Here is a 20,132-nt window from a genome sequence, read left to right as displayed (position 1 = left end):
GATTATTTAGTCGATTTCCCCAGGGCCTTGGCCACCAGTTGTTCGTAGAGCTCAGCGTAGGGTTCTACCGCCTGGCACCAGTTGAAGGGTTGGGTCATGGCGCAGCTGCGCATGGCGTTAAGCAGGCCAGGCAGGGCAAAGACCTTGAAGGCGCGGCTCAGGGCTTCCCTGTAGCTGTCCACAGTGGACTCATTGAACAGAAAGCCGGTGACGCCATCCTCAATGGTGTCTGCAAGGCCGCCGGTGTTACGCGCCACCGGCAACGAGCCGAAGCGCTGTGCATACATCTGGCTCAGGCCGCACGGCTCATACCGTGACGGCATCAGCAGGAAGTCGCTGCCGGCGAACATGCGGCGGGCATCGGTTTCGTTGAAGCCGATGCGCACGCCCACCTGGCCAGGGAAACGCAGTGCCAGTTCACGCATGGCCTGTTCTTCTTCCGGCTCGCCACGGCCGATGATCGCGATCTGGCCGCCGTTCTCAACAATGAAACTGGCGACTGCTTCGGTCAGGTCCAGGCCTTTCTGGTAGACCAGGCGCGATACCACGGCGAACAGCGGGCCGCTGGATGGCTGCAGCCCAAACAATTCGCGCACATGGGCGGCGTTGATGGCTTTGCCTTCCCAGTCGCCAATATTGAAATTGTGGGTCAGGTGCGTGTCGGTGGAGGTTTCCCAGCTTTCGTCAATCCCGTTGGGAATGCCGCTGAGCAAGCCTTGCTGGGTCTTGCTGGCGAGGAACCCATCCAGGCCGCAGCCGAATTCGGGTGTGGTGATTTCCTGGGCGTAGGTGGCGCTCACGGTGGTGATATGGCTGGAATACGCCATGCCGGCCTTGAGAAACGACATCTTGCCGTAGAACTCCATGCCTTCCTGTTGCAGGGCATGGGGGGGAATGCCCAGCTCGGGCGTCGACGCCAGGCTCACCACGCCCTGGTAGGCCAGGTTATGAATGGTGAACAGCGTCGGCGTGCGTGACCCACGCCAGTGCATATAAGCCGGGGCCAGGCCAGCCGGCCAGTCGTGGGCGTGCACCAGGTCCGGGCACCAGTGGATTTGCGCCAAGTTGGCGGCCATGTCGGCGGCGGCCAGGCCCAGGCGGGCGAAGCGAATATGGTTGTCCGGCCAGTCACGGCCGTTGTTTGCCCCGTAGGGCGTGCCCTCGCGCTCGTACAGTTCAGGGCAGATGAGCACATAGATGACCAGGCCATCCTTGAGGTCCATGCGCCCGATCTTGCACGGCGGCAATGCAGCGTGACCACCCAACTCGCCGACGATGTGTATCGGGTTGTCGCTTTCCATCACCTGCGGGTAACCGGGGATCAGCACCCGCACATCGTGCAGGTGGGCCATGGCGCGGGGCAGTGCGGCGGACACGTCGCCCAGGCCACCGGTTTTCACCAGGTCGGCGAATTCGGAGGTGACGAACAACACTTTCTTTCGATTCGGGTTCTGACTCACGATCGGCCGCACAGTGTTGGGCAGGTCGGCCAAAGACTTAGGCCCCCCTGCCGGCTGACTAAAACGCTCTCCCTGAGTATCTACTGCGGCACTGATCATAATGCACTCCCATCTGTTGGTCGGCTAATGGCCCGCTGCCATCAGCTCCGATTGACCGCGTCCTGCGGCCAGGCACACAAGCGCTGTACTAACTGGCAAGGCGTATGCCAGTTGCGGCTTAGGCTTAAAAAGATTGGATGGACGGGCATTGGGCGTGAATTGCGCGTGCTCGTCCTTACCTAAAACTGGACCTGCGGCGGAGTTCGAAAGTTTCGATTTTTTGCGGGGTTTTTGTTTTGGAACGGACCCATCGGTCATCAGTCTAGGACAGATCCCAGCGCCTGTAGGGTTTTCAGCGGGATTTTGTAGGACAAAAATCTTTTAAGCTTAAGCTGCTGGCGATTAGCCTCCATTCTCTGTAGGAGCGAGCTTGCTCGCGAAACACTCAAGAGCGCCGCGCATACCTTGAATGTCGCGCGCTATCATTGACCGCTTTCGCGAGCAAGCTAGCGTCTACAGGGGGCAGGCCAAGCACGGCGCTCGCACTGATTTGGTGCGTCAACCAAGACTACGAACGGGCGTACCGTTGGCCCAGGCCTGGATATCTTCGATCATCTGCTGGTAGAACTGCCGGTAATTTTGCTCGCTCACATACCCGATATGGGGCGTCGCCAGTACATTGGGCAAGCTGCGCAACGGATGGTCAGCCGGCAGCGGTTCCTCGGCGTACACGTCCAGCGCCGCCCCAGCCAGGCGGCCACTGCTCAGTGCCTGTACCAGGGCCTGCTCGTCCACAATCGGCCCGCGTGCGGTGTTGACCAGGCGCGCCGTCGGCTTCATCCAGCCCAGTGCCTGGGCATCCACCAACCCGCGACTACGTTCACTGAGTACCAAGTGGATGGTCAGGATATCGGCTTGCTCGAACAGCTCGCGCTTGCTGACCCAGGTCACCCCCGATTCTGCCGCCCGCTGCGGCGTGAGGTTCTCACTCCAGGCAATCACCCGCATGCCGAACACCTGGCCGAAGCGGGCGACCTTTTGGCCGATACTGCCCAAGCCGAGAATTGCCAAGGTCTTGCCGTGCAGGTCGCCGCCCAGGCCGACCTGCCAGCCGCCTGCGCGTAGCGAGTTGGCTTCGGCAAGCAGATTGCGCGTGCAAGCCATGATCAAAGCCCAAGTCAGTTCCGGTGCTGCGTGTTTGTAGCTGTCGGTGCCGCACACCTGGATACCCAGGGCCTTGGCGGCGGGAATGTCGATAGCGGCATTGCGCATGCCGCCGGTCACCAGCAATTTGAGCGACGGCAGGCCTTGCAGCAGCGCCTTGTCGAAGGTTGAGCGTTCGCGCATCACGCAAATCACCTCGAAGCCCTGCAGACGCTCGACCATTGTGGCGGTGTCGGCGGGGTAATCATGGAGAAAGTGCACCTGGCCCACGGCGTCCAGCACCGACCAGTCCACCACACCCCTGGCTACATTCTGCCAATCATCCATCACTGCAATCTGTACCGACATTTACGCGTGCCTCGCAAAGGTTGGATCAAAGGGTTTTCAAACCCTGCAACAGCGCTTTATGAAACTGCTCCGGCTCTTCCATCTGTGGCGCATGGCCCAGGCCCGGGAATTCCACCAGGGTAGCGCGGGGAATCAACTTGGCCACCTGCTTGCCCAGCGCCTGGTAATTGCCAATCCTGGCCTTGACCTCCGGTGGCGCTACATCTTTGCCAATGGCGGTGGTGTCGCTGGTACCGATCAGCAGCAGGGTGGGCACCTGCAAGTTCTTGAACTCGTAGTAGACCGGCTGGGTGAAGATCATGTCGTAAATCAGCGCCGAGTTCCATGCGACCTGGGTATGCCCAGGGCCTTTGTTCAGGCCGACGAGCATATCCACCCAACGCTCGTATTCGGGTTTCCAGCGCCCGACGTAATAGGTGTCGCGCTCATATTTGCGCACGCCGTCGGCGCTCATCTTCAACTCACGCTGATACCACTGGTCGACGCTCTGGTAGGGCACGCCCAGGGCTTTCCAGTCTTCCAGACCAATAGGATTCACCAGCCCAAGCTGCTCGGTTTGGCTGGGGTACATCAGCGCATAACGGGTGGCGAGCATGCCGCCGGTGGAGTGACCGATCACCGTGGCCTTCTGGATGCCGAGTTTTTCCAGCAATTGGTGGGTGTTGGCCGCCAGTTGCTGGAAACTGTACTGGTAGTGGTCGGGTTTGCTGGAAGTGCAGAAGCCGATCTGGTCCGGCGCGATCACGCGGTAACCAGCGTCGCTCAGGGCCTTGATCGAACCTTCCCAGGTGGCACCGCAGAAGTTCTTGCCGTGCATCAGCACCACGCTGCGGCCGTTGGCTGTGCCTTTGGCGGGGATATCCATGTAGCCCATTTGCAGGGATTTGCCTTGGGACTGGAAGGTGAAATACTCCAGCGGATATGGGTATTGAAACCCTTGCAGCTCGGGGCCATAGGTGGCGGCGAACACGGGAGCGGCAGTGCCTGACAACAGGCCAGCGACGCACAACGCACGGATAAAAGGCATGGGTTCCAGCTCCGAGAGAGATGACCGGATGCTCTTTGGACGAGATTAACTGGGGATTAACACCCACTGCAGGGTCAGCGCTGCGAGCACGCCATAACGCATGCCTTTGGCCAGGGTTACCAGCAGCAGGAAACGCCACAATGGCTCACGCATCACCCCGGCAACCAGCGTCAGCGGATCACCAATGATCGGCACCCAACTGAGCAGCAACGTCCAATGCCCCCAGCGCGCGTAATGTCCACGTGCTTTTTCCAGTTGCTTGGCGCTGATCGGAAACCAGCGCCGCTCCTTGAAGCGCTCCACCGAACGCCCCAGCAGCCAATTGACCACCGACCCCAATACGTTGCCCAGGGTGGCGATGCCCAGCAGTAGCCACAGATGGTAATGCCCGCTGAGCAGCAGGCCGACCAGCACCGCTTCCGATTGCAAGGGCAGTAACGTCGCGGCGCCGAATGCCGCGGCGAACAGCCCCAGGTAACCCATCAGCACCGGTCAGTGAGCCGGATACTCGGCCACCACCACATCTTTGCCGTCATGGGTCAGGCCGATGACTTGATAGGGCTCGCTACGGCCTTCTACTTCCATGCCTGGTGAACCCAAAGGCATGCCGGGTGCCGCGAGCCCCAGCAGGTCGTCACGCTTGCGCAAGGCCAGTACCTGCTCGGCGGGCACATGGCCTTCGACGAACTTGCCGTCGATCACCGCGGTGTGGCACGAGCCGAGGCGTGGAGCCACTCCCAGGCGCTGCTTCACTGCGCTCATGTCTGCTTCAACGTGATCGTTGACCTTGAAGCCGTTGCCTTCGAGGTGGCTGATCCACTTTTTGCAGCAACCGCAATTGGCGTCGCGGTGCACGTCGATGGGAATCAGGTCGGCGGCCTGGGCCAGGGTAGTGCTGAACAGCGCGCAGAGCAGGGCCAATCGCAGTGGGTTTTTCATCCTGGGGGTCTCGCTGAAAATGCGGCAATAAACCGCGCATTCTCCCTGCTTTTTGCAGTGGGGCGCTGCTGTAGTGTTTCTAAATTATACGGAGCCGGAGGTTTCCAGCCGCTGCTTGAGCCGGTCCAGCGCAAGGGCGGACAGCTCGATCATGCTTTCGTGAAGGGCCGCCAGTTGCAATTCGGTCTCATAAGTCAGTACACGCTTGAATAGCGTGCCGCCACGCTGAACGTGCAGGAAATAATGGATAGCGCCGTCGACAGCCAGGGACGTGAACGCAGTACGGAATTCATTGGGGCAGCGAGCTATTTGCACGCGGTAGCTCATGGCCACGCGTATGCCCAGCAGGTCAATGATTTCAGTAAACCGCGTACCCACCGGCAGTGAACCGCGGGTGCCGGTGTCGGCGCTGAGGGAGGTGGGGTGCCATTCGTGCCAGCGATCAGGCTGGGTGACGTAGTCGTAGACTGTCTTGATAGGGGCCTGGATGAAGCGTTCCTGACTGATCTGCTCCAAGCGGATCGGATGCTCAGTCACGTGCATGACACACCTCCTGTGTGGCGGGTTATAACACTGGGAGTTGTCAGGATAGTCCGACTCCCGCGCTTTGCACGGGAGTATTCAGACCGCTGATCAACGCACTTTGAAGCGACCCATCAAACTGATCACCCGGCCATTGGCCTCCAGCAGGCTCTGAGTATTGGTTTGCGTGGCATGCCCGCTTTCCACCAGCTCTTCGACCATGTGGCGGATCTGCACCATGCTGCGATTGATTTCTTCGGTCACCGCGCTTTGCTGCTCGGCGGCCGTAGCGATCTGGGTGCTGAGGTTGTTGATATGACTGACTGAACCGGCCATCTCATCCAGGCCGGTGTTGACCCGCGCCGTGGCATCCGCTGCTGATTGGCAACTGGCCTGGGTGTTTTCCATGGCGGCGACCGAGGAACTGACGCCGGTGGTCAGGCGTGCCAGCATCTCGTTGATCTGCGAGGTACTGGCCTGGGTGCGGGCCGCCAGTGCGCGCACTTCGTCGGCTACCACGGCAAAGCCGCGGCCTTGCTCGCCGGCACGTGCTGCTTCAATCGCGGCGTTTAGCGCCAGCAGGTTGGTCTGGCCGGCAATGGCGCCGATTACGCCGAGGGTTTCAGTGATGCGTGCGGCGTCCTGGCGCATGTTTTCCACGGTGTGGGTTGCGCTGGCTACTTCACCGATCAACGCGCTGACGCTGGTGGAGGCTTCACCCACCACCACCCGGGAGCGGTCGGCATGTTCGTTTGCCCGCTGGGTGAACGAGGCGGTCTCGGCGGCGTTTTGCGCCACGGTGTCGGCGGTGGAGCTCATTTCGGTGATGGCGGTGACGGTCTGGTCGGTTTCCGAGGCATGCCTGACCAGGATCTGGTTGGTATGGGCTGATGTTCGTTGCAACTGCTCAAGCCCGGAAGACATGGCGCCGGTGGCTTGGGTCACTTCGCCGATCATGTTTTGCAGGTAGACGATAAAGCGGTTCACCGAGTGGCCGATAGCGCCCAACTCGTCTTCGGCCCGGATGGTGATGCGTCGCGTCAGGTCGGCGTCGCCGGTAGAGAGGGCGTCAATATTGGTTTTCAGCGTTTTCATGCGCTGCACCAGTTGGCGGATGGCATAGGCGGCCAGCAGCACCAGCAGCAACACCATAGGGATCTGCACCAAGGCCAGGCTGCCGAGCACATCATTGCGCTGGGCGGTAATCAGTGAGGTGGGCAGGGCGGTGGCGAGGAACCACGGCGTGCCCTCGATGGCACGCATGTAGAAGGTGCTGGCCACGCCCTGGTTGTCGAATTCACTGCGTTGCGACCCCTGGTCGCGATGGGCCAGGGCTTTGCTGACCTGCGCGGCGAAGGCCGAGGTGCCGGCCAGTTCGCTGATGTTCTTCAACACCACAGGGCTACTCAAGCGCGTGCTGTTGCTGATGATCTTGCCATCGGCCTCGACGATCAGCATTTGCCCGCCGATGTCTTTTTCCTTGCTGGCCACCAGCTCATTGAAGAAACCCAGGGTCACGTCGATGGTGGCCACGCCATAGGCCGCGCCGTCACGCTGGATCGCCATGGCGCAGTTGGTGCGCGGCTCCTGGCTGGCATCGTCCTTGTAGGCGGCAGCCCAGGCACATTGGCCGCGTGGGGAGGCGAGGCCGCCCTTGTACCAGCTCTGGTCGTAATAGTTGGGGGCGGGGTCGCTGTTCCAGAAGGTGTTGACCGCCAGTTTGCCCGAGGCATCGCGGTGCCAGAAGGTACTGTGCTTGTTGCGCCCCGGTGTCCGCTGATTGGGCAACGGCCAGATGCCGCCGCCAAATACTTTCAGCTCGCCGTATTGATCCACCAGGCCAGGCAAGACCTTGTCGATGGCATCGCTGTCGAGCAGGGGGATGGTCTGGGTGATGCTGCGTTGCTGGGCCTGGACCTTGTTCAGTTCGCCCTGGATCTGTTCGGCCACTTCGGCCACTCGATTGAGCACCACCTGTTCTTCGGTGTGCTGCAGCTTGGGCGCGACCAACTGGCCGATACCCACGACGGTCAATACGAATAACACCAGGACGAATAGCACCAGGAACAGGGTGTAGCGGGCTTGGATGGAGCGCAGTGGGGGCATGGGAGGTCGTCCTTACGAAGCGTTATTGTCGACGCGGCTTTGTTAGAGCTTCGTCGAGCTATCGGCTTGGCAAGGAGGAGCTTTAGGCACCAGCGTAAAAAGGAAGGAGTGCTGACGCAGGCGCGTGGCGTCAGCGATCGCCCTGCGCGCACTCTTGAGGGCCGGGCACCTCAGGCGCCGTTGCCCTGGTCGCTCAGGTCAAAGTTGTATGACTTTCTCAACGGCTTACCCATCTCTTCGTTCAACTCGTTTTCAGTGAATGGCTTGGGATTGATTGTGTCTGGAGGCGTTGAGGGGTCGTTGTCGAAATCGTAGGGGGTTGCACGGCTGCGGCGCCCTATGGCTTGAAGCTCGTCATTGCTGACAAGGTTCCACGCTCCCGACTCCAACTGTTCGATACTTTCACCTGCCAGGAAGGTACCGGTTGCGCCATTGTAGGCATGGGCAATCTCATGGAAGAGGCCAGTGACGGGGACCATCGTATTGGTGCGGTCGGCACTTTCCAGAATAGACGGATGGGCGTAGAAAAGCCGCGCCCGATCGGCGCGGGAGCCGGGAACGCCATCCTTGATCACGCCCAGCCTGGTGTCGTCAATCGTGGCGCGAACTTGGGGGGCCATGTTGTCCAGTTCGGTGCTGCCAAACAGGTAGGCAGTCTCGCTGCCACCGCCCTGTTCGACGCTGACGGTGCCACCATTGCGGACCGCCAGTTCATCCATCTTGTCGAGGGCTTGCTGGCCTATGGGTGAACTGCGAAGAAACTCGAAGTCGTCGGCAACCTGCTGCTTGAAACCATGGGTACCGTCCTGCACAGTGAAACCCCGGTCCCCCGCGTTGCTTGGATTCACCTGGGTAAACACCGAACCTTGGGAACGATCGAAATAATCAGTGGCGCCGGCATAGATGCGGTCCTCGGGCCGGTTATTCCAGATAGCGTCATTGCCTTTGCCGGTGTAGAAGCTCGTACGGTCATATCCGACCAAATGGTCATCACCGTTGCCGCCATGTAACACGTTATGCCCGCTGCCTGCGAAAAGCCGATCCTCATCATCGCCACCATCGAGGTAGCTCTGCTTGGTCGAGGGGCCGAGTCCGGCGTGAAGGGCATCCTTGCCCTGATTGCCATACAACACGCTATTGCCGCTTCCACCTATAAGGGTGTCATCGTCTTCGTTGCCCGCGGCATAGCCGAGGCCGCTGCCCAGCCGCAACAAGTCCTTGCCTTTACCTCCATAGAGCCTGCTCCTGCCGCCGCCGGCCTGGATGTCGTCGTCTCCATCGCCACCTTCAACGTCAAGTGTCAGCTTGACGTCATCGTCGACGACCACTGAATCATTGCCGCCTCTGGTCTCTATCCACAGGGCTTGTCGATGACCCCCTTCTTGTGTCTCAAACAGGTACGCCTTGCCATTGATGAGAATCTGCAACTTGTCGCCGCGATAGCTGCGCACATGAATATGGTCCGCGTGATCACCGGTTTCTATATACAGCCAGTTACCCACGATCTGTGGGTCGTTGGGGGGCGATGAATCCCACTCAATGATCCTGCTGATTTGCGTATCACCGTCGGCATGGAGCAGGTGGGTTCTTCGATCGATGGTGCCGGGCGTCAGATCCGGTGGGGGGTCAAAGGGGGAGGGTTTGGATGGCGCCGCAGGGCTGTAAACTGTAGCAAGGTAAGTCAGGGGGAACAGCATGAGGTCATCCTCTCGTTGACTCAGGGAGAAAGTCTGAATGCGCCTCAGGGGCGCCATTGTGTGAAGGGGCCGGGGGGCAATCAAGCCCCCCGGTTGCTGCGTGCAATACCCGCATCGAAGGCCTTACATACCGATGCTGTCCTTATGGTAATTAGGCCTTGAAGGGGTGCCCATTTTTCTTCATACAAGCCGTTCTCGGTGAAATGCCTGGGATTGTCGTCGGTCAAGCCCACGGCCTGGCGTTCGAAGTTATTCACCGGGTTTGTTCCACCCGATCGTGAAGCTTCCAAGGTCTCGCCTGGCAGGAACGTCCCGGTGGCGCCGTTGTAGGCGTGGGCAAGCTCGTGGAACAGCACGCTAATGGGCGGCAGCAGGTGGGTGTGTTGACTGTTTTCCGTGATCTGTGCCTGGTCGTAATAGATCACCCCGCGATTGGCGCGCGAACCGCCAACGCCATTTTTCATTTCTCCAAAGGCCGCACCGTCAAGGTTTTGCGCTTGCTGCTCTGTCGGGTTATCCAGTTCAGTACTGTCGAATTCGTAATGGGAACCGTCCTGGCTGATCGGGGCAATGCTGACTTTGCCGTGATTAAGCGCCGCAAGTGCATCCATTTCAGTGAGTGCCTGCTGACCGATAGGTGAGCTGCGCAGGAATTCCAGGTCGTCTGCCACTCGCTGTCTGAAATCTTCATTTTCCTGCTCGGTTGATTCGACTGACTCCAACAGCGTGAAACCTCGCATGCCGGCGTCGCTGGGCTTGACCTCGATGAATGTCGAACCGCTGGTGCGGTCGAAGTCATCACCGGCGTTGCCATAGATTCGATCCCCGTGCCGGTTATTCCGAATGCTGTCCTGGCCCTTGCCGGTGTAGTAGGTCGTGCGACCAGCACCCATGAAAACATCATCGCCATTGCCACCGTGGACCACCGTTCGCCCGCTACCTGAGAGCAGTGCATCGTCGTCGTTTCCACCGTCCATGTAGGTCTGTTTGCCTTCGGGGCCGAAACCGCCAATGAGCAGGTCCTTGCCGTTGTTACCGTACATCGCGGCATTGCCGCTGCCGCCGATCAGCATGTCGTCATCGTCGTTGCCCTCTGCATAGCCAAGGCCGCTGCCCAGCCGCATGACATCCCGGCCCTTGCCGCCGTAGAGGCTGGTCCTGCCACCGCCTGCTTGCAGGTAGTCGTCGTCATCACCACCTTCTACCGTCGCCCGCAGTTTGACGTCGTCATCGATGATCACCGAGTCACGGCCGCCTTTGGTCGCGATCAGCAGACTTTGCTCAGGCCCCTGGGGTGGCGTTACCGAAAAGAAGTAGGCCTTGTCGTTGATGAGTATTCGCAGCCTGTCGCCAGGCCAGCTGCCTACGTGGATGTGATCGGGACTGGCGCCAGTCTCCACCATGAGGTAGTTACGCTTGATTGTGGGTACATCGGAGCTCGGGTCCCATACGAGCAGCCGCGAGATCTTGACCTCACCCTCGCTGTGCAGTGTGAGCAGCCGGTGGTTATACACGTCAGGTTCCAGATCCGGTGGCGGGTCATAGAACGATGGGGCAGAGTGGCTGGCGGGCGCACTGGATCGGGCGTCTGAGTAGGTTGTGGCGAGATACGCCAGGGGAAATAGCATGTGCGCGTCCTCCATGGTTGCGCGTTACGAAAACCTGACTACCTGTCAGGGTCCCATTGAGTGACGTGGGCAGGGTAATGGTTCCAATGGGCTGTACAGAGGGTAATTCTGTATATGTCCCTGAAAAGTTGGAACCCACCCCTGCGTTGGTGTCACACAATCAGTACCAATTTAACAGACAGCGGAACAAGCAATCATGATCGGTGTTGGACCCAACCTAGTAAATCCGCAAAGCCCACCTTTCCCTACACACGGTACTCGCACGAACGATACAGCGCGATCCGCTTCCCAGGACTCAATCTACGCCGCCCCCCCACGCTCGTTCGACCCAAGTACCCTCGGCATTCAAACTAAAAGTCAGTCTGCGTTTCGCGATGGTTATGTCGATATCAAACACCAGGCCAAATGGGACATGTTTGCCAGCCCACCGGAATTAAAAAGTGTCACGCTGATGGTAGAAACCGGGAATGCAGCGGATTCGATTCATGTGGGTAAACATCCGGATGGGCAACTGGGCATTACCATCAATGGCCGAACATTTACATTCGACGACAAGGATAAAAACGGACACCCTCTGGAGTTGAATATCAAGACAATGGGTGGCAATGATCAGGTGACCGTCAGCCCTGAGGTGACGAACCCAGTCACCCTCGATGGCGGCACTGGAAACGACACACTGGTTGCAGGCGGCGGCAGGACGAAATTGATAGGTGGCGCCGGCAACGACGTACTCCAGCTTGGCTCAAACTTTGGCTATGCAGAAGGCAACGATGGCGATGACGTGATCATTGGCGGCTCCGGCGACGCGGTTATGTACGGCAATAACGGCAATGATCGTCTCTATGCAGGTGCGGGTACAAAGGATAAACAGAGTTACCTGGATGGCGGCAGCGGCAATGACCAGCTGTACGCTGGCAACGGGCATACGGTCCTGCATGGAGGTAAAGGAAACGACGAAATGGTGGGGCATGATCGAACCACGTTCTATTCTGGCCGAGGCCAGGACCGGATAAGGAATAACAACCAAAATGACCTCATTTATGCCAAGTCCGGCGATGTATACGACCCCTATCGCGGCTCGAAATTTACCGAAATAACACCCAGCACCGCCGGTAATGAAGGCTTCGAGGTTGAGGGCTCGCCCGAATTCAAACAGTGGATGGCCGACAACTTTGAACTGTTGCAGAACTCTCCCGTGGGCCAGAAAATGCTGGCGGACATGGATAAGGCAGGCAAAGAGAATGGCGCCAAGGTCACCATAAAGGAGGACATGGGGCGCGGGAGCGCTTACATATATGGCAGTGCCAAACTGAAGGACGCAAAGGATGCACGAATTGAAGCACACCTGGAAAAAGGAACTCCCCTCCAAGGAATACGTGACGATGACCCACTACTGGGCACGATCATTGATAACAAACCGGGGGTACGCGCAGATGCGGGGCAACTGACCCTTGATCGAATGACCATAGCCTCTCCGAACGGGCAGTTTGTGTTTCCTCCGCTTATTACGTTCGTTCATGAAGTCGGACACGCCTACAACGGTGCGACAGGAACAGGCCTGCCGGGCAATACCCAGGAGCGCTCGGCATACAGCCCTGAACGCTCGAAGCCTGTCCCCAACAGGGAGCTTCAAGCCGTCGGGTTACGTAACAGTGCCGTGCCTCAAGACCTCGATGGCGACCCCTCTACACCTCCCACGACTATCAACCCTGAACACGTTACGGAAAATGGCATGCGCCGGGAGATGGGGCTTCCCGAGCGTAAGACATTCCTCCTGTAAACACCGTTCCAGGCTCATTGATATGCGCGTAAAGAGGTGAATGATTCACCTCTTTACGCGCAGTTGCGCTTGTCACAGCAGGCCCATGCCGATGGGCGGCTAGACCTGCGCCCTGCGATAAGCGCCCGGCTGTTGCCCGGTGACTTTATGAAAGGCGCGGGTAAACGCGGCCACCGACTGATACCCCACCGCCAGGGAGGCTTCGGCTACGGTTTGGTCGGCCTTGAGCAATTGGCAGGCATGGCGCATACGGATCATTAACAGCACTTGGCCGGGTGACTGCCCGCACAGTTCATTGAAGCGCTTGAAGAACGCCGAGCGTGACAACCCGGTGCAGGCCGCCATGCTTTCCAGGCTCCAGGGCTCACCCGGCCGCGCGATCAACTGTTCCAGCAGGTGTGCAAACGCAGGCGCACGGCCCAGCGCTGCCAAGCCGCCGAGGCCGGTGTTATCGATCACTTGCTGACGCAGCACATACAGAAACAGCAGATGACACAGGCGTTCAAGCAACGCAGAGGAGGGCGCAGGTGCCCGGGCACATTCTTGCAGGATCAGCTCGAACAGGTTGCGTGCGGCGGTAAGCGACGGGTCGCCCGCCCGCAGGATAATCCAGGTGGGCAGGGTATCGACAATCAGCGTCGACAGGCCGGATTGGAAATGAAAGAAGCCGCAGACTAATCCCACACCGTCGGTGGCGTTGCTGTCCAGGGCCTGCATCGGACGGCGCGGGCACTCCTGGGCGCCGGCTGCCGTGGCTTCCCCGGACAGTCGATAAGCAAAGTCGCGCAACAGAAACACCGCGTCACCATTATTCAAGTGCTGAGGCGTTGGATCGCCATCGATGTGCAGCCAGCATTCACCCTGCACGATCAAATGGAAGCTCGCCTGGGCCAGGCCGTGAGTGCTTGCGTGCCAGTCGCCACAATAGCGACCCACGTGAAACAGACTGGTGTTGAGTTCGAGGCTATCTAATAACCAGTCGACAAGAACATTGGACGAATTCATCTAATGGAAAGACTCAAGAGCAAGTAATCGCTACTTTAGCCTATTGAGCGATTTTTTTAGAACCAACAGACTGGGGCATTAGATCCCACCAGGAGACCACGCCATGTCCCGCGTACCGTTACTAACCCCCGAAACCGCCCCGGAAGCGGCCAGACCCTTCCTTGAAAACGCGCTGAAAGGCTCGGGTTTTATTCCGAATCTGCTGGGCGTCCTGGCCAACGCACCGGCTGCGCTTGAGACCTATATCACCGTCTCCGGCTTGAACGCCAAGGCAGAACTGAGCCTGGCCGACCGTGAAGTGGTGCAGCTGATTGCCGCCACCAGCCATGGCTGCGATTTCTGCGTGGCCGGTCACACCGCCGTGGCGCGCAACAAAGCCAAGCTGCCTGAAGACGTGATCGAGGCGTTGCGCCGGCGCGGTGAGCTACCGGACGCTCGCTATGAGACACTCGCCGCTTTTACCCGGGAAGTGATCGCCACTCGTGGTGATGTCAGTGATGCCGGCTTTGAGGCGTTCCGCGCTGCGGGCTACACCGATGGCCACGCGCTGGAAGTCATCTTGGGCGTTAGTCTGGCAACCCTGTGCAACTTCGCCAACGTGTTTGCCCGCACCCCGCTGAACCCGGAACTGGCGCAATACCGTTGGGAAAAACCGGCAAGCTGAAGCGGCCTTGGTCCACCTGCTGTAATAAGGAGATACATGAATGCTTGACCCAATCTTGAGCCGTTGGCTCGATGTTCAAGCGCAGGCCCTGGACGTGGGCAGTTGCGATCCACAGGAAGTGCTGCCACGCCTGGCAGAGGCCAATATTCTGAAAATCGGCGTGCCCACCCAACTGGGTGGCCTGGGCGGTGATGTGGCAGGTGCGGTCGAGGCCATTGCCAATGTTGCCAGTCATTCCCTGGCGGCTGCGTTTGTATGCTGGGGCCAGCGCTCGTTTATCGAGTATTTGTTGCAGAGCCCGAATGAACGGTTGCGCGAGCAACTGATGCCGGACCTGCTCAGTGGCAAGTTGGCCGGGGCAACCGGGCTGTCGAATGCAATGAAGTTCATATCGGGCATCGAGGCGTTGCAGATCAGCGCCGAGCCCAACGAGCATGGGTGGACGCTCAATGGTCGCTTGCATTGGGTGACTAACCTGCGCAAGAACGGGTTTGTCGCGGCAGCGGCCATTGAGCATGCGGGAGGCGGCACGCCGTTTATCCTGGCAATCCCGGATTCGGTGGCAGGCTTGCAGCGTTCCCGCGACCTGGAGCTGCTCGGGCTGCAATCAAGCAATACCGCTGCGCTTGGCCTGGAAGGCGTGGAGTTGAGCCGCGACTGGTTGCTGCATGAAGATGCGCGCAAGTTCCTGCCAGCGGTGCGCCCGGCGTTCCTGGGTTTGCAGTGCGGCATGTCGATTGGCCTGGCCCGACGTTCGCTGGCTGAGGTGGCCCACCACTTGGGTGCCAGTCGCACGGTATTGCGCGAAGAGTTGGAAGCGTTGCGCGTGACGCTGGATCACCTGGTCACCGAGCTCAAGACTGGCCTGATGGCCGGGCGCTTCGCCGCCGATCCGGTGCCCTTGTTCAAGCTGCGTATCGCCCTGGCCGAAACCGTCGCCGGCGCCGTGCAGCTTGAGCTGCAAGCCAGCGGTGGCAAGGCTTACCTGACCGCCCATGGCAGCGGCTTTGCCCGGCGCTGGCGCGAATCGGCGTTCGTGCCGATTGTGACGCCAAGCCTGGTGCAACTGCGTACCGAGTTGCATCGCCAGGGTCATCTATGAGCCAGGCGGTCATGACGGCCCAGGGAGTTTGCCTGGGGTATGCCAGCGGGCCGGTGCTGCAAGGCTTCGACTTGCAGCTGCAGCCGGGCGAAGTGGTATCGATCCTCGGTCCCAGCGGCGTGGGAAAATCCAGCCTGTTGCGCGTGCTTGCCGGTTTGCAAGTGGCCCAGGCTGGCAGTGTGCAGGTCTTGGGCGAGCCACTGCGCGGTCCCCATCCCAGGGTGGCGGTTGCGTTTCAAGACCCGAGCCTGTTGCCATGGTTGAACCTGGAAAAGAATGTGGCGTTCGGCCTGGATTTCGCCCGCCAGCCGCACCTGACCTCGGAAGAGCGGCGCCACCGCGTCGACCATGCGATTGCCGCCGTTGGCCTGGAACATGCGCGGCAACAGTTCCCTGCGCAGCTGTCCGGCGGCATGGCTCAGCGTACGGCGCTGGCGCGCTGCCTGGCGCGCCAGCCCCAGGTGTTGCTTCTCGACGAGCCCTTCGGTGCGCTGGATGAAGTGACCCGCGCCGATATGCAGCACCTGTTGCTCAAGGTCAATCGCGAACAAGGTTCGGCGGCGGTATTGATCACCCACGATATCGATGAGGCACTGCTGCTGTCCGACCGCATTGTGCTCCTGGGAGACCGCCCGGCGCGGACCCTTGGCGAATGGCATATTGACCTGCCGCAACCGCGAGATGAACAGGTCGAGGCCATCGGCGCACTGCGTATCGATATTCTTAAAACCTTACGGCAGGCGAGCCGCACTCAACCCAACCCCTTGGAACAACAGGAGCTTAGCCATGTGTCTGGATGACTTGACCCACTCGCGCCGTGACTTTCTCAAACTGTCTGCCGTGCTCAGTGCCGCCGGCGCGTTGCCGCTGCTGAGCAGCCTGCAGGCCCGTGCCGCCAATGAGCCTGACGCGCCAGTACGCATCGGTTACCTGCCGATCACCGACGCCACGCCGCTGCTGGTTGCGCACAATAATGGCCTGTTCGAAGCCGAAGGCATCAAGGCTGAACGCCCGGTACTGCTGCGCAGTTGGGCCCAGGTGATCGAGGCGTTTATTTCGGGCCAGGTCAACGTGATTCACCTGCTGTCGCCGATGACCGTGTGGGCGCGCTACGGCAGTAAGGTGCCGGCCAAGGTCGTGGCTTGGAACCATGTCGGCGGTTCGGGCTTGACCGTATCGCCAGGTATCACCGATGTGAAGCAATTGGGCGGCAAGTCGGTGGCGATTCCGTTCTGGTATTCGATCCATAACGTGGTGGTGCAGCAACTGTTCCGCGACAACGGCCTCACGCCGGTCAGCCGTGGAACCGGCAGCGCGATTGCCGCCAATGAAGTCAACCTGATCGTATTGTCGCCCTCGGACATGCCGCCAGCGCTGGCCAGCAAGCGCATCGACGGCTATATCGTCGCCGAGCCGTTCAATGCCCTGGCGGAAAACCTGAAGGTCGGTCGCGTGCAGCGCTTTACCGGCGATGTATGGCGCAACCACGCGTGCTGCGTGGTGTTCATGCACGAGCATGACCTCACCAACCGCCCGGAATGGTCGCAGAAGGTAGTGAACGCCATCGTCAAGGCCCAGGTGTGGACACGGGACAACCGCGAAGAAGCGGTGAAGTTGTTGTCCAAGGACGGCGCGAACCGTTACACACCCCATGCCGAACCGGTGTTGAGCAAAGTCCTGGCCCCGGCTGCCAGTGACCGCGCTGGCTACCTCGCGGACGGTGCGATCCAGCACGCCAATTGGGACGAACACCGCATCGACTTCCAGCCTTACCCGTTCCCCAGCTATACCGAGGAACTGGTCAAGCGCCTGAAAGACACCCTGATCGAAGGCGACAAGAAATTTCTCGCCGACCTCGATCCGGCCTTCGTTGCCAAGGATCTGGTGGACGACCGTTTCGTCCGTCATGCGATCGAAGCAGTGGGCGGCATGAAGACGTTCGGCTTGCCCGACGGTTATGAGCGGCACGAGGAGATTGGCGTTTGAACAACGGCAAAACCGGCGCGTGGCCAGGTTGGTTGCTCGGTATCAGTGGCTTGGCGGGCTTGTTGGTGTTGTGGTGGCTGGGGGTGAGGGTGTTTGGCGATGCCGACGGTCTGTCGGCGCGCTTTTCCCTGGCGTCCACCGCCAGCAGCCTATGGGAGTTGCTTGGGCGCAGCGAGTTGTATCTGCATATCGCGGTGAGCCTCAAGCGTATCGTTGTAGGGTTGTTCCTGGCGCTGTTGGTGGGCGTACCCTTGGGGCTGCTCGTAGGCAGTTCGCGTAACCTGGAGGCGGCGACTACACCGGCCTTCCAGTTTCTGCGGATGATCTCGCCACTGTCATGGATGCCTATCGTGGTGATGCTGATGGGGGTAGGGGACCAGCCCATCTACTTCCTGCTGGCCTTCGCTGCCGTATGGCCGATCATGCTCAACACTGCCGCGGGCGTGCGTCAGCTGGACCCGCGCTGGTTGCAGTTGAGTAAAAGCTTGAGTGCCACACGTTGGGAAACGCTGCGCCGGGTCATCATTCCGGGCGTGGTCGGGCATGTGCTGACTGGCGTGCGCCTGGCGATTGGCATCTTGTGGATCGTACTGGTGCCATGCGAAATGCTTGGGGTCAGTGCAGGGCTTGGGTATTACATCCTCGATACCCGCGACCGCCTGGCCTACTCTGAATTGATGGCGATGGTGGTGTTGATCGGGTTGCTGGGGTTTGCCCTGGATGCGTTTGCGCGATGGCTGCATCAGCGATGGGTGCACGCGAGTTGAACGCCAGGCGAGCCAAAGCGAATCATCGGCTGTAACATAACCCTCCCTGTAGGATCGAGCTTGCTCCCGCCTACGGGGGAGTAATCTTGTTACATATCCAAGGTCCAGGAATCCGTCATGACCCAAAAGCAACGCTTGAAATATTCGATCCTGATTTCCCTGGTAGTGCTGGCGTCGATGTTTGGCCTGTCCTACCTGCAAAATATCGGGGTGATCAGCGAAAAAACCTTCCAGTACCTGGCCATTGCGATTGCCGTGGTGGTCGTGGTGATCAACGGCATCATGCGCCGCAAGGTCAAGCCCAACTTCTGAGTCAGGCCCGACCCTCGAGCACTTTGGCAGCCTCTTCATGGAGGCTGTAGCTCTTGTCTGCATTCAACGTGATCACGCCCTCGCTGCACAGACGCTTGAGCACCTCACGCACACTGAGAAACGACAACGGAATGCCCAGCTCCAGCAAATGGCTGTGCACACCCCGCACCCCAAGGCTGCGCTGGTTGTCGGCAGCGGTGAGGAGGGCGTCGATGACCTTCAGCCGAATCAGGCTGGTGCGCAAACCGAAACACTTGAGCAAATGGCGAATGCGGGTATGACTCACCCACATGGGTTACAAATCAGTTCACGCACATAGGTAACAGTTATTAACTAGCACGGTTGACTTCGAGAGGATCTGACCGTGCCCTGGAAAGAGCTGAAACCAATGGATCTTAAAGTGATGTTCATAGCCTCCTATCTGGAGGGCAAACACACCTTTAGTAAACTGTGCAGCGACTATGAAATCAGTCGAAAGACTGGCTACAAATGGGTCGAACGATACGAATCTGAGGGGCCAGGCGGGCTTGAGGAGCGCAGTCGTTGTCGACACAATCAGAGCTATGTAGTGCCCGTCGCCGTCAGGCAGGCAATCATTGAGCTTCGCTCTATCGGAGAAACGACTCCAGGACCGAAGAAAATCCAGAATGACTTGCTCAAGCGTTTTCCGGATCAGGATCCACCGTCAAAAACGACCATCTACAACATCCTCAAAGCTGCTGACCTGATTACGCCCCAACGCATTCGGCGGCGTGTAGCGGTCTACCCCAAACCCTTGAGCAAGGCGGAAACGCCCAATCAGCTTTTCAGCGCTGACTATAAAGGCCAGTTTCTGACAGGCGCGGGGGTGTGGTGCTATCCGCTGACGATCATGGATCACGCCAGCCGTTTCCTACTGGCCTGTCAGAGCATGCCCAGCACTAACCTTAAGGAAACTCAACAGACCTTTGAACGGGTTTTTCGCGAGTACGGTTTACCGGAACGCATCAGGACAGACAACGGCGTGCCATTTGCTAGTACGGGCCAGGCCGGCTTATCGCAGCTGTCGATCTGGTGGCTGCGGTTAGGGATTATTCCTGAGCGAATTGAACCCGGCAGACCAGATCAGAATGGGCGTCACGAACGCATGCACCGAACGCTGAAAAGCACCCTGCCACAACCGCCAGCGATTCCTTGGGAGGCTCAGCAGAAACACTTTAACCGTTTTATGCAGCACTACAATTACGAGCGAGGGCACGAGGCGCTTGATCAAAAAACGCCTGCTTCCTGCTATTCGCCCTCGACCCGGGCTTACCCAGAAAAGCTACCCGAAATGAGTTATCCAAGTCACATAGAGTGTTACCTGGCTGACAGCAATGGAATTATCAATCGATCAGGTCTGCGGATTTACATCGCTAATGTGCTTAAGCATCAGACCATTGGAATGGAGATGATTGGTGAGGATATATGGGAGGTGATCTTCGGTCCGGTGATCCTAGGCCGGGTCTATGCTAGAGAGGCAAAGAACGGGTACGTTTCGATAAAAGTGTCACCTATGTAGAGATACTTTTTTGTAACCCATGTGGTTGTCCCGTACATGCGCTGGT

General features: G+C 59.2%; 18 protein-coding genes and 1 pseudogene. 8 read left to right on the top strand and 11 right to left on the bottom strand.

What is annotated here, in order from left to right; translation table 11 throughout:
• Positions 1–2: 2 nt before the first annotated feature.
• The 9 genes from glgA to QYQ93_RS15790 form a co-directional block, all read right to left on the bottom strand.
• Positions 3–1,559, bottom strand: coding sequence for a glycogen synthase GlgA (gene glgA, locus QYQ93_RS15830; RefSeq protein ID WP_338474999.1), 1,557 nt, complete (start codon positions 1,557–1,559; stop codon positions 3–5).
• Between the two features lie 498 nt (positions 1,560–2,057).
• Positions 2,058–3,011 (bottom strand): D-2-hydroxyacid dehydrogenase family protein, encoded by a 954-nt coding sequence (locus tag QYQ93_RS15825; protein WP_043047725.1) that lies wholly within the window; start codon positions 3,009–3,011, stop codon positions 2,058–2,060.
• A gap of 25 nt (positions 3,012–3,036) precedes the next feature.
• On the bottom strand, positions 3,037–4,038 hold the full coding sequence (locus tag QYQ93_RS15820) for an alpha/beta hydrolase (protein ID WP_338474998.1): 1,002 nt from the start codon (positions 4,036–4,038) through the stop codon (positions 3,037–3,039).
• Positions 4,039–4,083: 45 nt separating this feature from the next.
• A complete protein-coding gene (locus QYQ93_RS15815; protein WP_338474997.1) occupies positions 4,084–4,527 on the bottom strand; it encodes a YqaA family protein in 444 nt (147 codons plus the stop codon).
• Between the two features lie 3 nt (positions 4,528–4,530).
• Positions 4,531–4,977, bottom strand: a complete 447-nt coding sequence (locus QYQ93_RS15810) for a DUF411 domain-containing protein (RefSeq protein WP_338474996.1) — start codon at positions 4,975–4,977, stop codon at positions 4,531–4,533.
• Between the two features lie 84 nt (positions 4,978–5,061).
• Entirely contained in the window at positions 5,062–5,520 is a 459-nt protein-coding gene (locus QYQ93_RS15805) for an SRPBCC family protein (RefSeq protein WP_043047699.1), read from the bottom strand.
• Between the two features lie 90 nt (positions 5,521–5,610).
• Positions 5,611–7,605: a methyl-accepting chemotaxis protein gene (locus tag QYQ93_RS15800; RefSeq protein ID WP_043047698.1), complete on the bottom strand. Its 1,995-nt coding sequence runs from the start codon at positions 7,603–7,605 to the stop codon at positions 5,611–5,613.
• A 170-nt stretch (positions 7,606–7,775) separates the two neighbouring features.
• Positions 7,776–9,302 carry a M91 family zinc metallopeptidase gene (locus QYQ93_RS15795; RefSeq protein ID WP_338474995.1) on the bottom strand — a complete coding sequence of 509 codons (1,527 nt, stop codon included), beginning with the start codon at positions 9,300–9,302 and terminating at the stop codon, positions 7,776–7,778.
• Between the two features lie 80 nt (positions 9,303–9,382).
• The gene (locus tag QYQ93_RS15790; RefSeq protein WP_338474994.1) at positions 9,383–10,930 is read right to left on the bottom strand and encodes a M91 family zinc metallopeptidase; all 1,548 of its coding nucleotides are present in this window, start codon (positions 10,928–10,930) and stop codon (positions 9,383–9,385) included.
• 196 nt (positions 10,931–11,126) lie between these two features.
• Between QYQ93_RS15790 and QYQ93_RS15785 the strand changes: the two genes are divergently transcribed.
• On the top strand, positions 11,127–12,710 hold the full coding sequence (locus tag QYQ93_RS15785) for a M91 family zinc metallopeptidase (protein ID WP_338474993.1): 1,584 nt from the start codon (positions 11,127–11,129) through the stop codon (positions 12,708–12,710).
• A gap of 99 nt (positions 12,711–12,809) precedes the next feature.
• Here the strand turns inward: QYQ93_RS15785 and QYQ93_RS15780 are convergent, their stop codons facing one another.
• Positions 12,810–13,715 (bottom strand): AraC family transcriptional regulator, encoded by a 906-nt coding sequence (locus tag QYQ93_RS15780; protein WP_043047697.1) that lies wholly within the window; start codon positions 13,713–13,715, stop codon positions 12,810–12,812.
• Between the two features lie 103 nt (positions 13,716–13,818).
• Between QYQ93_RS15780 and QYQ93_RS15775 the strand changes: the two genes are divergently transcribed.
• The 6 genes from QYQ93_RS15775 (at position 13,819) to QYQ93_RS15750 (ending at position 18,546) form a co-directional block, all read left to right on the top strand.
• A complete protein-coding gene (locus QYQ93_RS15775) occupies positions 13,819–14,379 on the top strand; it encodes a carboxymuconolactone decarboxylase family protein (RefSeq protein WP_043047696.1) in 561 nt (186 codons plus the stop codon).
• Positions 14,380–14,419: 40 nt separating this feature from the next.
• Entirely contained in the window at positions 14,420–15,481 is a 1,062-nt protein-coding gene (locus QYQ93_RS15770; protein WP_338474992.1) for an acyl-CoA dehydrogenase family protein, read from the top strand.
• Positions 15,478–16,281 carry an ABC transporter ATP-binding protein gene (locus QYQ93_RS15765; RefSeq protein ID WP_043047694.1) on the top strand — a complete coding sequence of 268 codons (804 nt, stop codon included), beginning with the start codon at positions 15,478–15,480 and terminating at the stop codon, positions 16,279–16,281. Before QYQ93_RS15770 ends, QYQ93_RS15765 begins: the two co-directional genes overlap by 4 nt.
• On the top strand, positions 16,268–17,467 hold the full coding sequence (locus QYQ93_RS15760) for an ABC transporter substrate-binding protein (protein WP_338474991.1): 1,200 nt from the start codon (positions 16,268–16,270) through the stop codon (positions 17,465–17,467). Before QYQ93_RS15765 ends, QYQ93_RS15760 begins: the two co-directional genes overlap by 14 nt.
• The gene (locus tag QYQ93_RS15755; protein WP_043047692.1) at positions 17,464–18,234 is read left to right on the top strand and encodes an ABC transporter permease; all 771 of its coding nucleotides are present in this window, start codon (positions 17,464–17,466) and stop codon (positions 18,232–18,234) included. Before QYQ93_RS15760 ends, QYQ93_RS15755 begins: the two co-directional genes overlap by 4 nt.
• A 117-nt stretch (positions 18,235–18,351) precedes the next feature.
• Positions 18,352–18,546 carry a hypothetical protein gene (locus QYQ93_RS15750; RefSeq protein ID WP_043047691.1) on the top strand — a complete coding sequence of 65 codons (195 nt, stop codon included), beginning with the start codon at positions 18,352–18,354 and terminating at the stop codon, positions 18,544–18,546.
• Between the two features lies 1 nt (position 18,547).
• Here QYQ93_RS15750 and QYQ93_RS15745 read toward each other — a convergent pair.
• Positions 18,548–18,823: pseudogene (locus QYQ93_RS15745) on the bottom strand (fe2+ zn2+ uptake regulation protein); the annotation flags it as partial.
• 87 nt (positions 18,824–18,910) lie between these two features.
• Between QYQ93_RS15745 and QYQ93_RS15740 the strand changes: the two are divergent.
• Positions 18,911–20,086, top strand: a complete 1,176-nt coding sequence (locus QYQ93_RS15740) for an IS481 family transposase (protein WP_338474990.1) — start codon at positions 18,911–18,913, stop codon at positions 20,084–20,086.
• Positions 20,087–20,132: the final 46 nt, after the last annotated feature.

The sequence above is a fragment of the Pseudomonas khavaziana genome, assembly GCF_036704165.1.
Classification (GTDB): domain Bacteria; phylum Pseudomonadota; class Gammaproteobacteria; order Pseudomonadales; family Pseudomonadaceae; genus Aquipseudomonas; species Aquipseudomonas khavaziana.
This window is presented reverse-complemented; position numbering and strand designations above follow the sequence as displayed.

Coding starts and splice junctions, on each gene's coding strand:
- QYQ93_RS15810 (WP_338474996.1), bottom strand. CDS start 4,977: ATGAAAAACCCACTGCGATTGGCCCTGCTCTGCGCGCTGTTCAGCACT.
- QYQ93_RS15800 (WP_043047698.1), bottom strand. CDS start 7,605: ATGCCCCCACTGCGCTCCATCCAAGCCCGCTACACCCTGTTCCTGGTG.
- QYQ93_RS15820 (WP_338474998.1), bottom strand. CDS start 4,038: ATGCCTTTTATCCGTGCGTTGTGCGTCGCTGGCCTGTTGTCAGGCACT.
- QYQ93_RS15790 (WP_338474994.1), bottom strand. CDS start 10,930: ATGCTATTTCCCCTGGCGTATCTCGCCACAACCTACTCAGACGCCCGA.
- QYQ93_RS15770 (WP_338474992.1), top strand. CDS start 14,420: ATGCTTGACCCAATCTTGAGCCGTTGGCTCGATGTTCAAGCGCAGGCC.
- glgA (WP_338474999.1), bottom strand. CDS start 1,559: ATGATCAGTGCCGCAGTAGATACTCAGGGAGAGCGTTTTAGTCAGCCG.
- QYQ93_RS15785 (WP_338474993.1), top strand. CDS start 11,127: ATGATCGGTGTTGGACCCAACCTAGTAAATCCGCAAAGCCCACCTTTC.
- QYQ93_RS15795 (WP_338474995.1), bottom strand. CDS start 9,302: ATGCTGTTCCCCCTGACTTACCTTGCTACAGTTTACAGCCCTGCGGCG.
- QYQ93_RS15780 (WP_043047697.1), bottom strand. CDS start 13,715: ATGAATTCGTCCAATGTTCTTGTCGACTGGTTATTAGATAGCCTCGAA.
- QYQ93_RS15825 (WP_043047725.1), bottom strand. CDS start 3,011: ATGTCGGTACAGATTGCAGTGATGGATGATTGGCAGAATGTAGCCAGG.
- QYQ93_RS15765 (WP_043047694.1), top strand. CDS start 15,478: ATGAGCCAGGCGGTCATGACGGCCCAGGGAGTTTGCCTGGGGTATGCC.
- QYQ93_RS15760 (WP_338474991.1), top strand. CDS start 16,268: ATGTGTCTGGATGACTTGACCCACTCGCGCCGTGACTTTCTCAAACTG.
- QYQ93_RS15775 (WP_043047696.1), top strand. CDS start 13,819: ATGTCCCGCGTACCGTTACTAACCCCCGAAACCGCCCCGGAAGCGGCC.
- QYQ93_RS15750 (WP_043047691.1), top strand. CDS start 18,352: ATGACCCAAAAGCAACGCTTGAAATATTCGATCCTGATTTCCCTGGTA.
- QYQ93_RS15805 (WP_043047699.1), bottom strand. CDS start 5,520: ATGCACGTGACTGAGCATCCGATCCGCTTGGAGCAGATCAGTCAGGAA.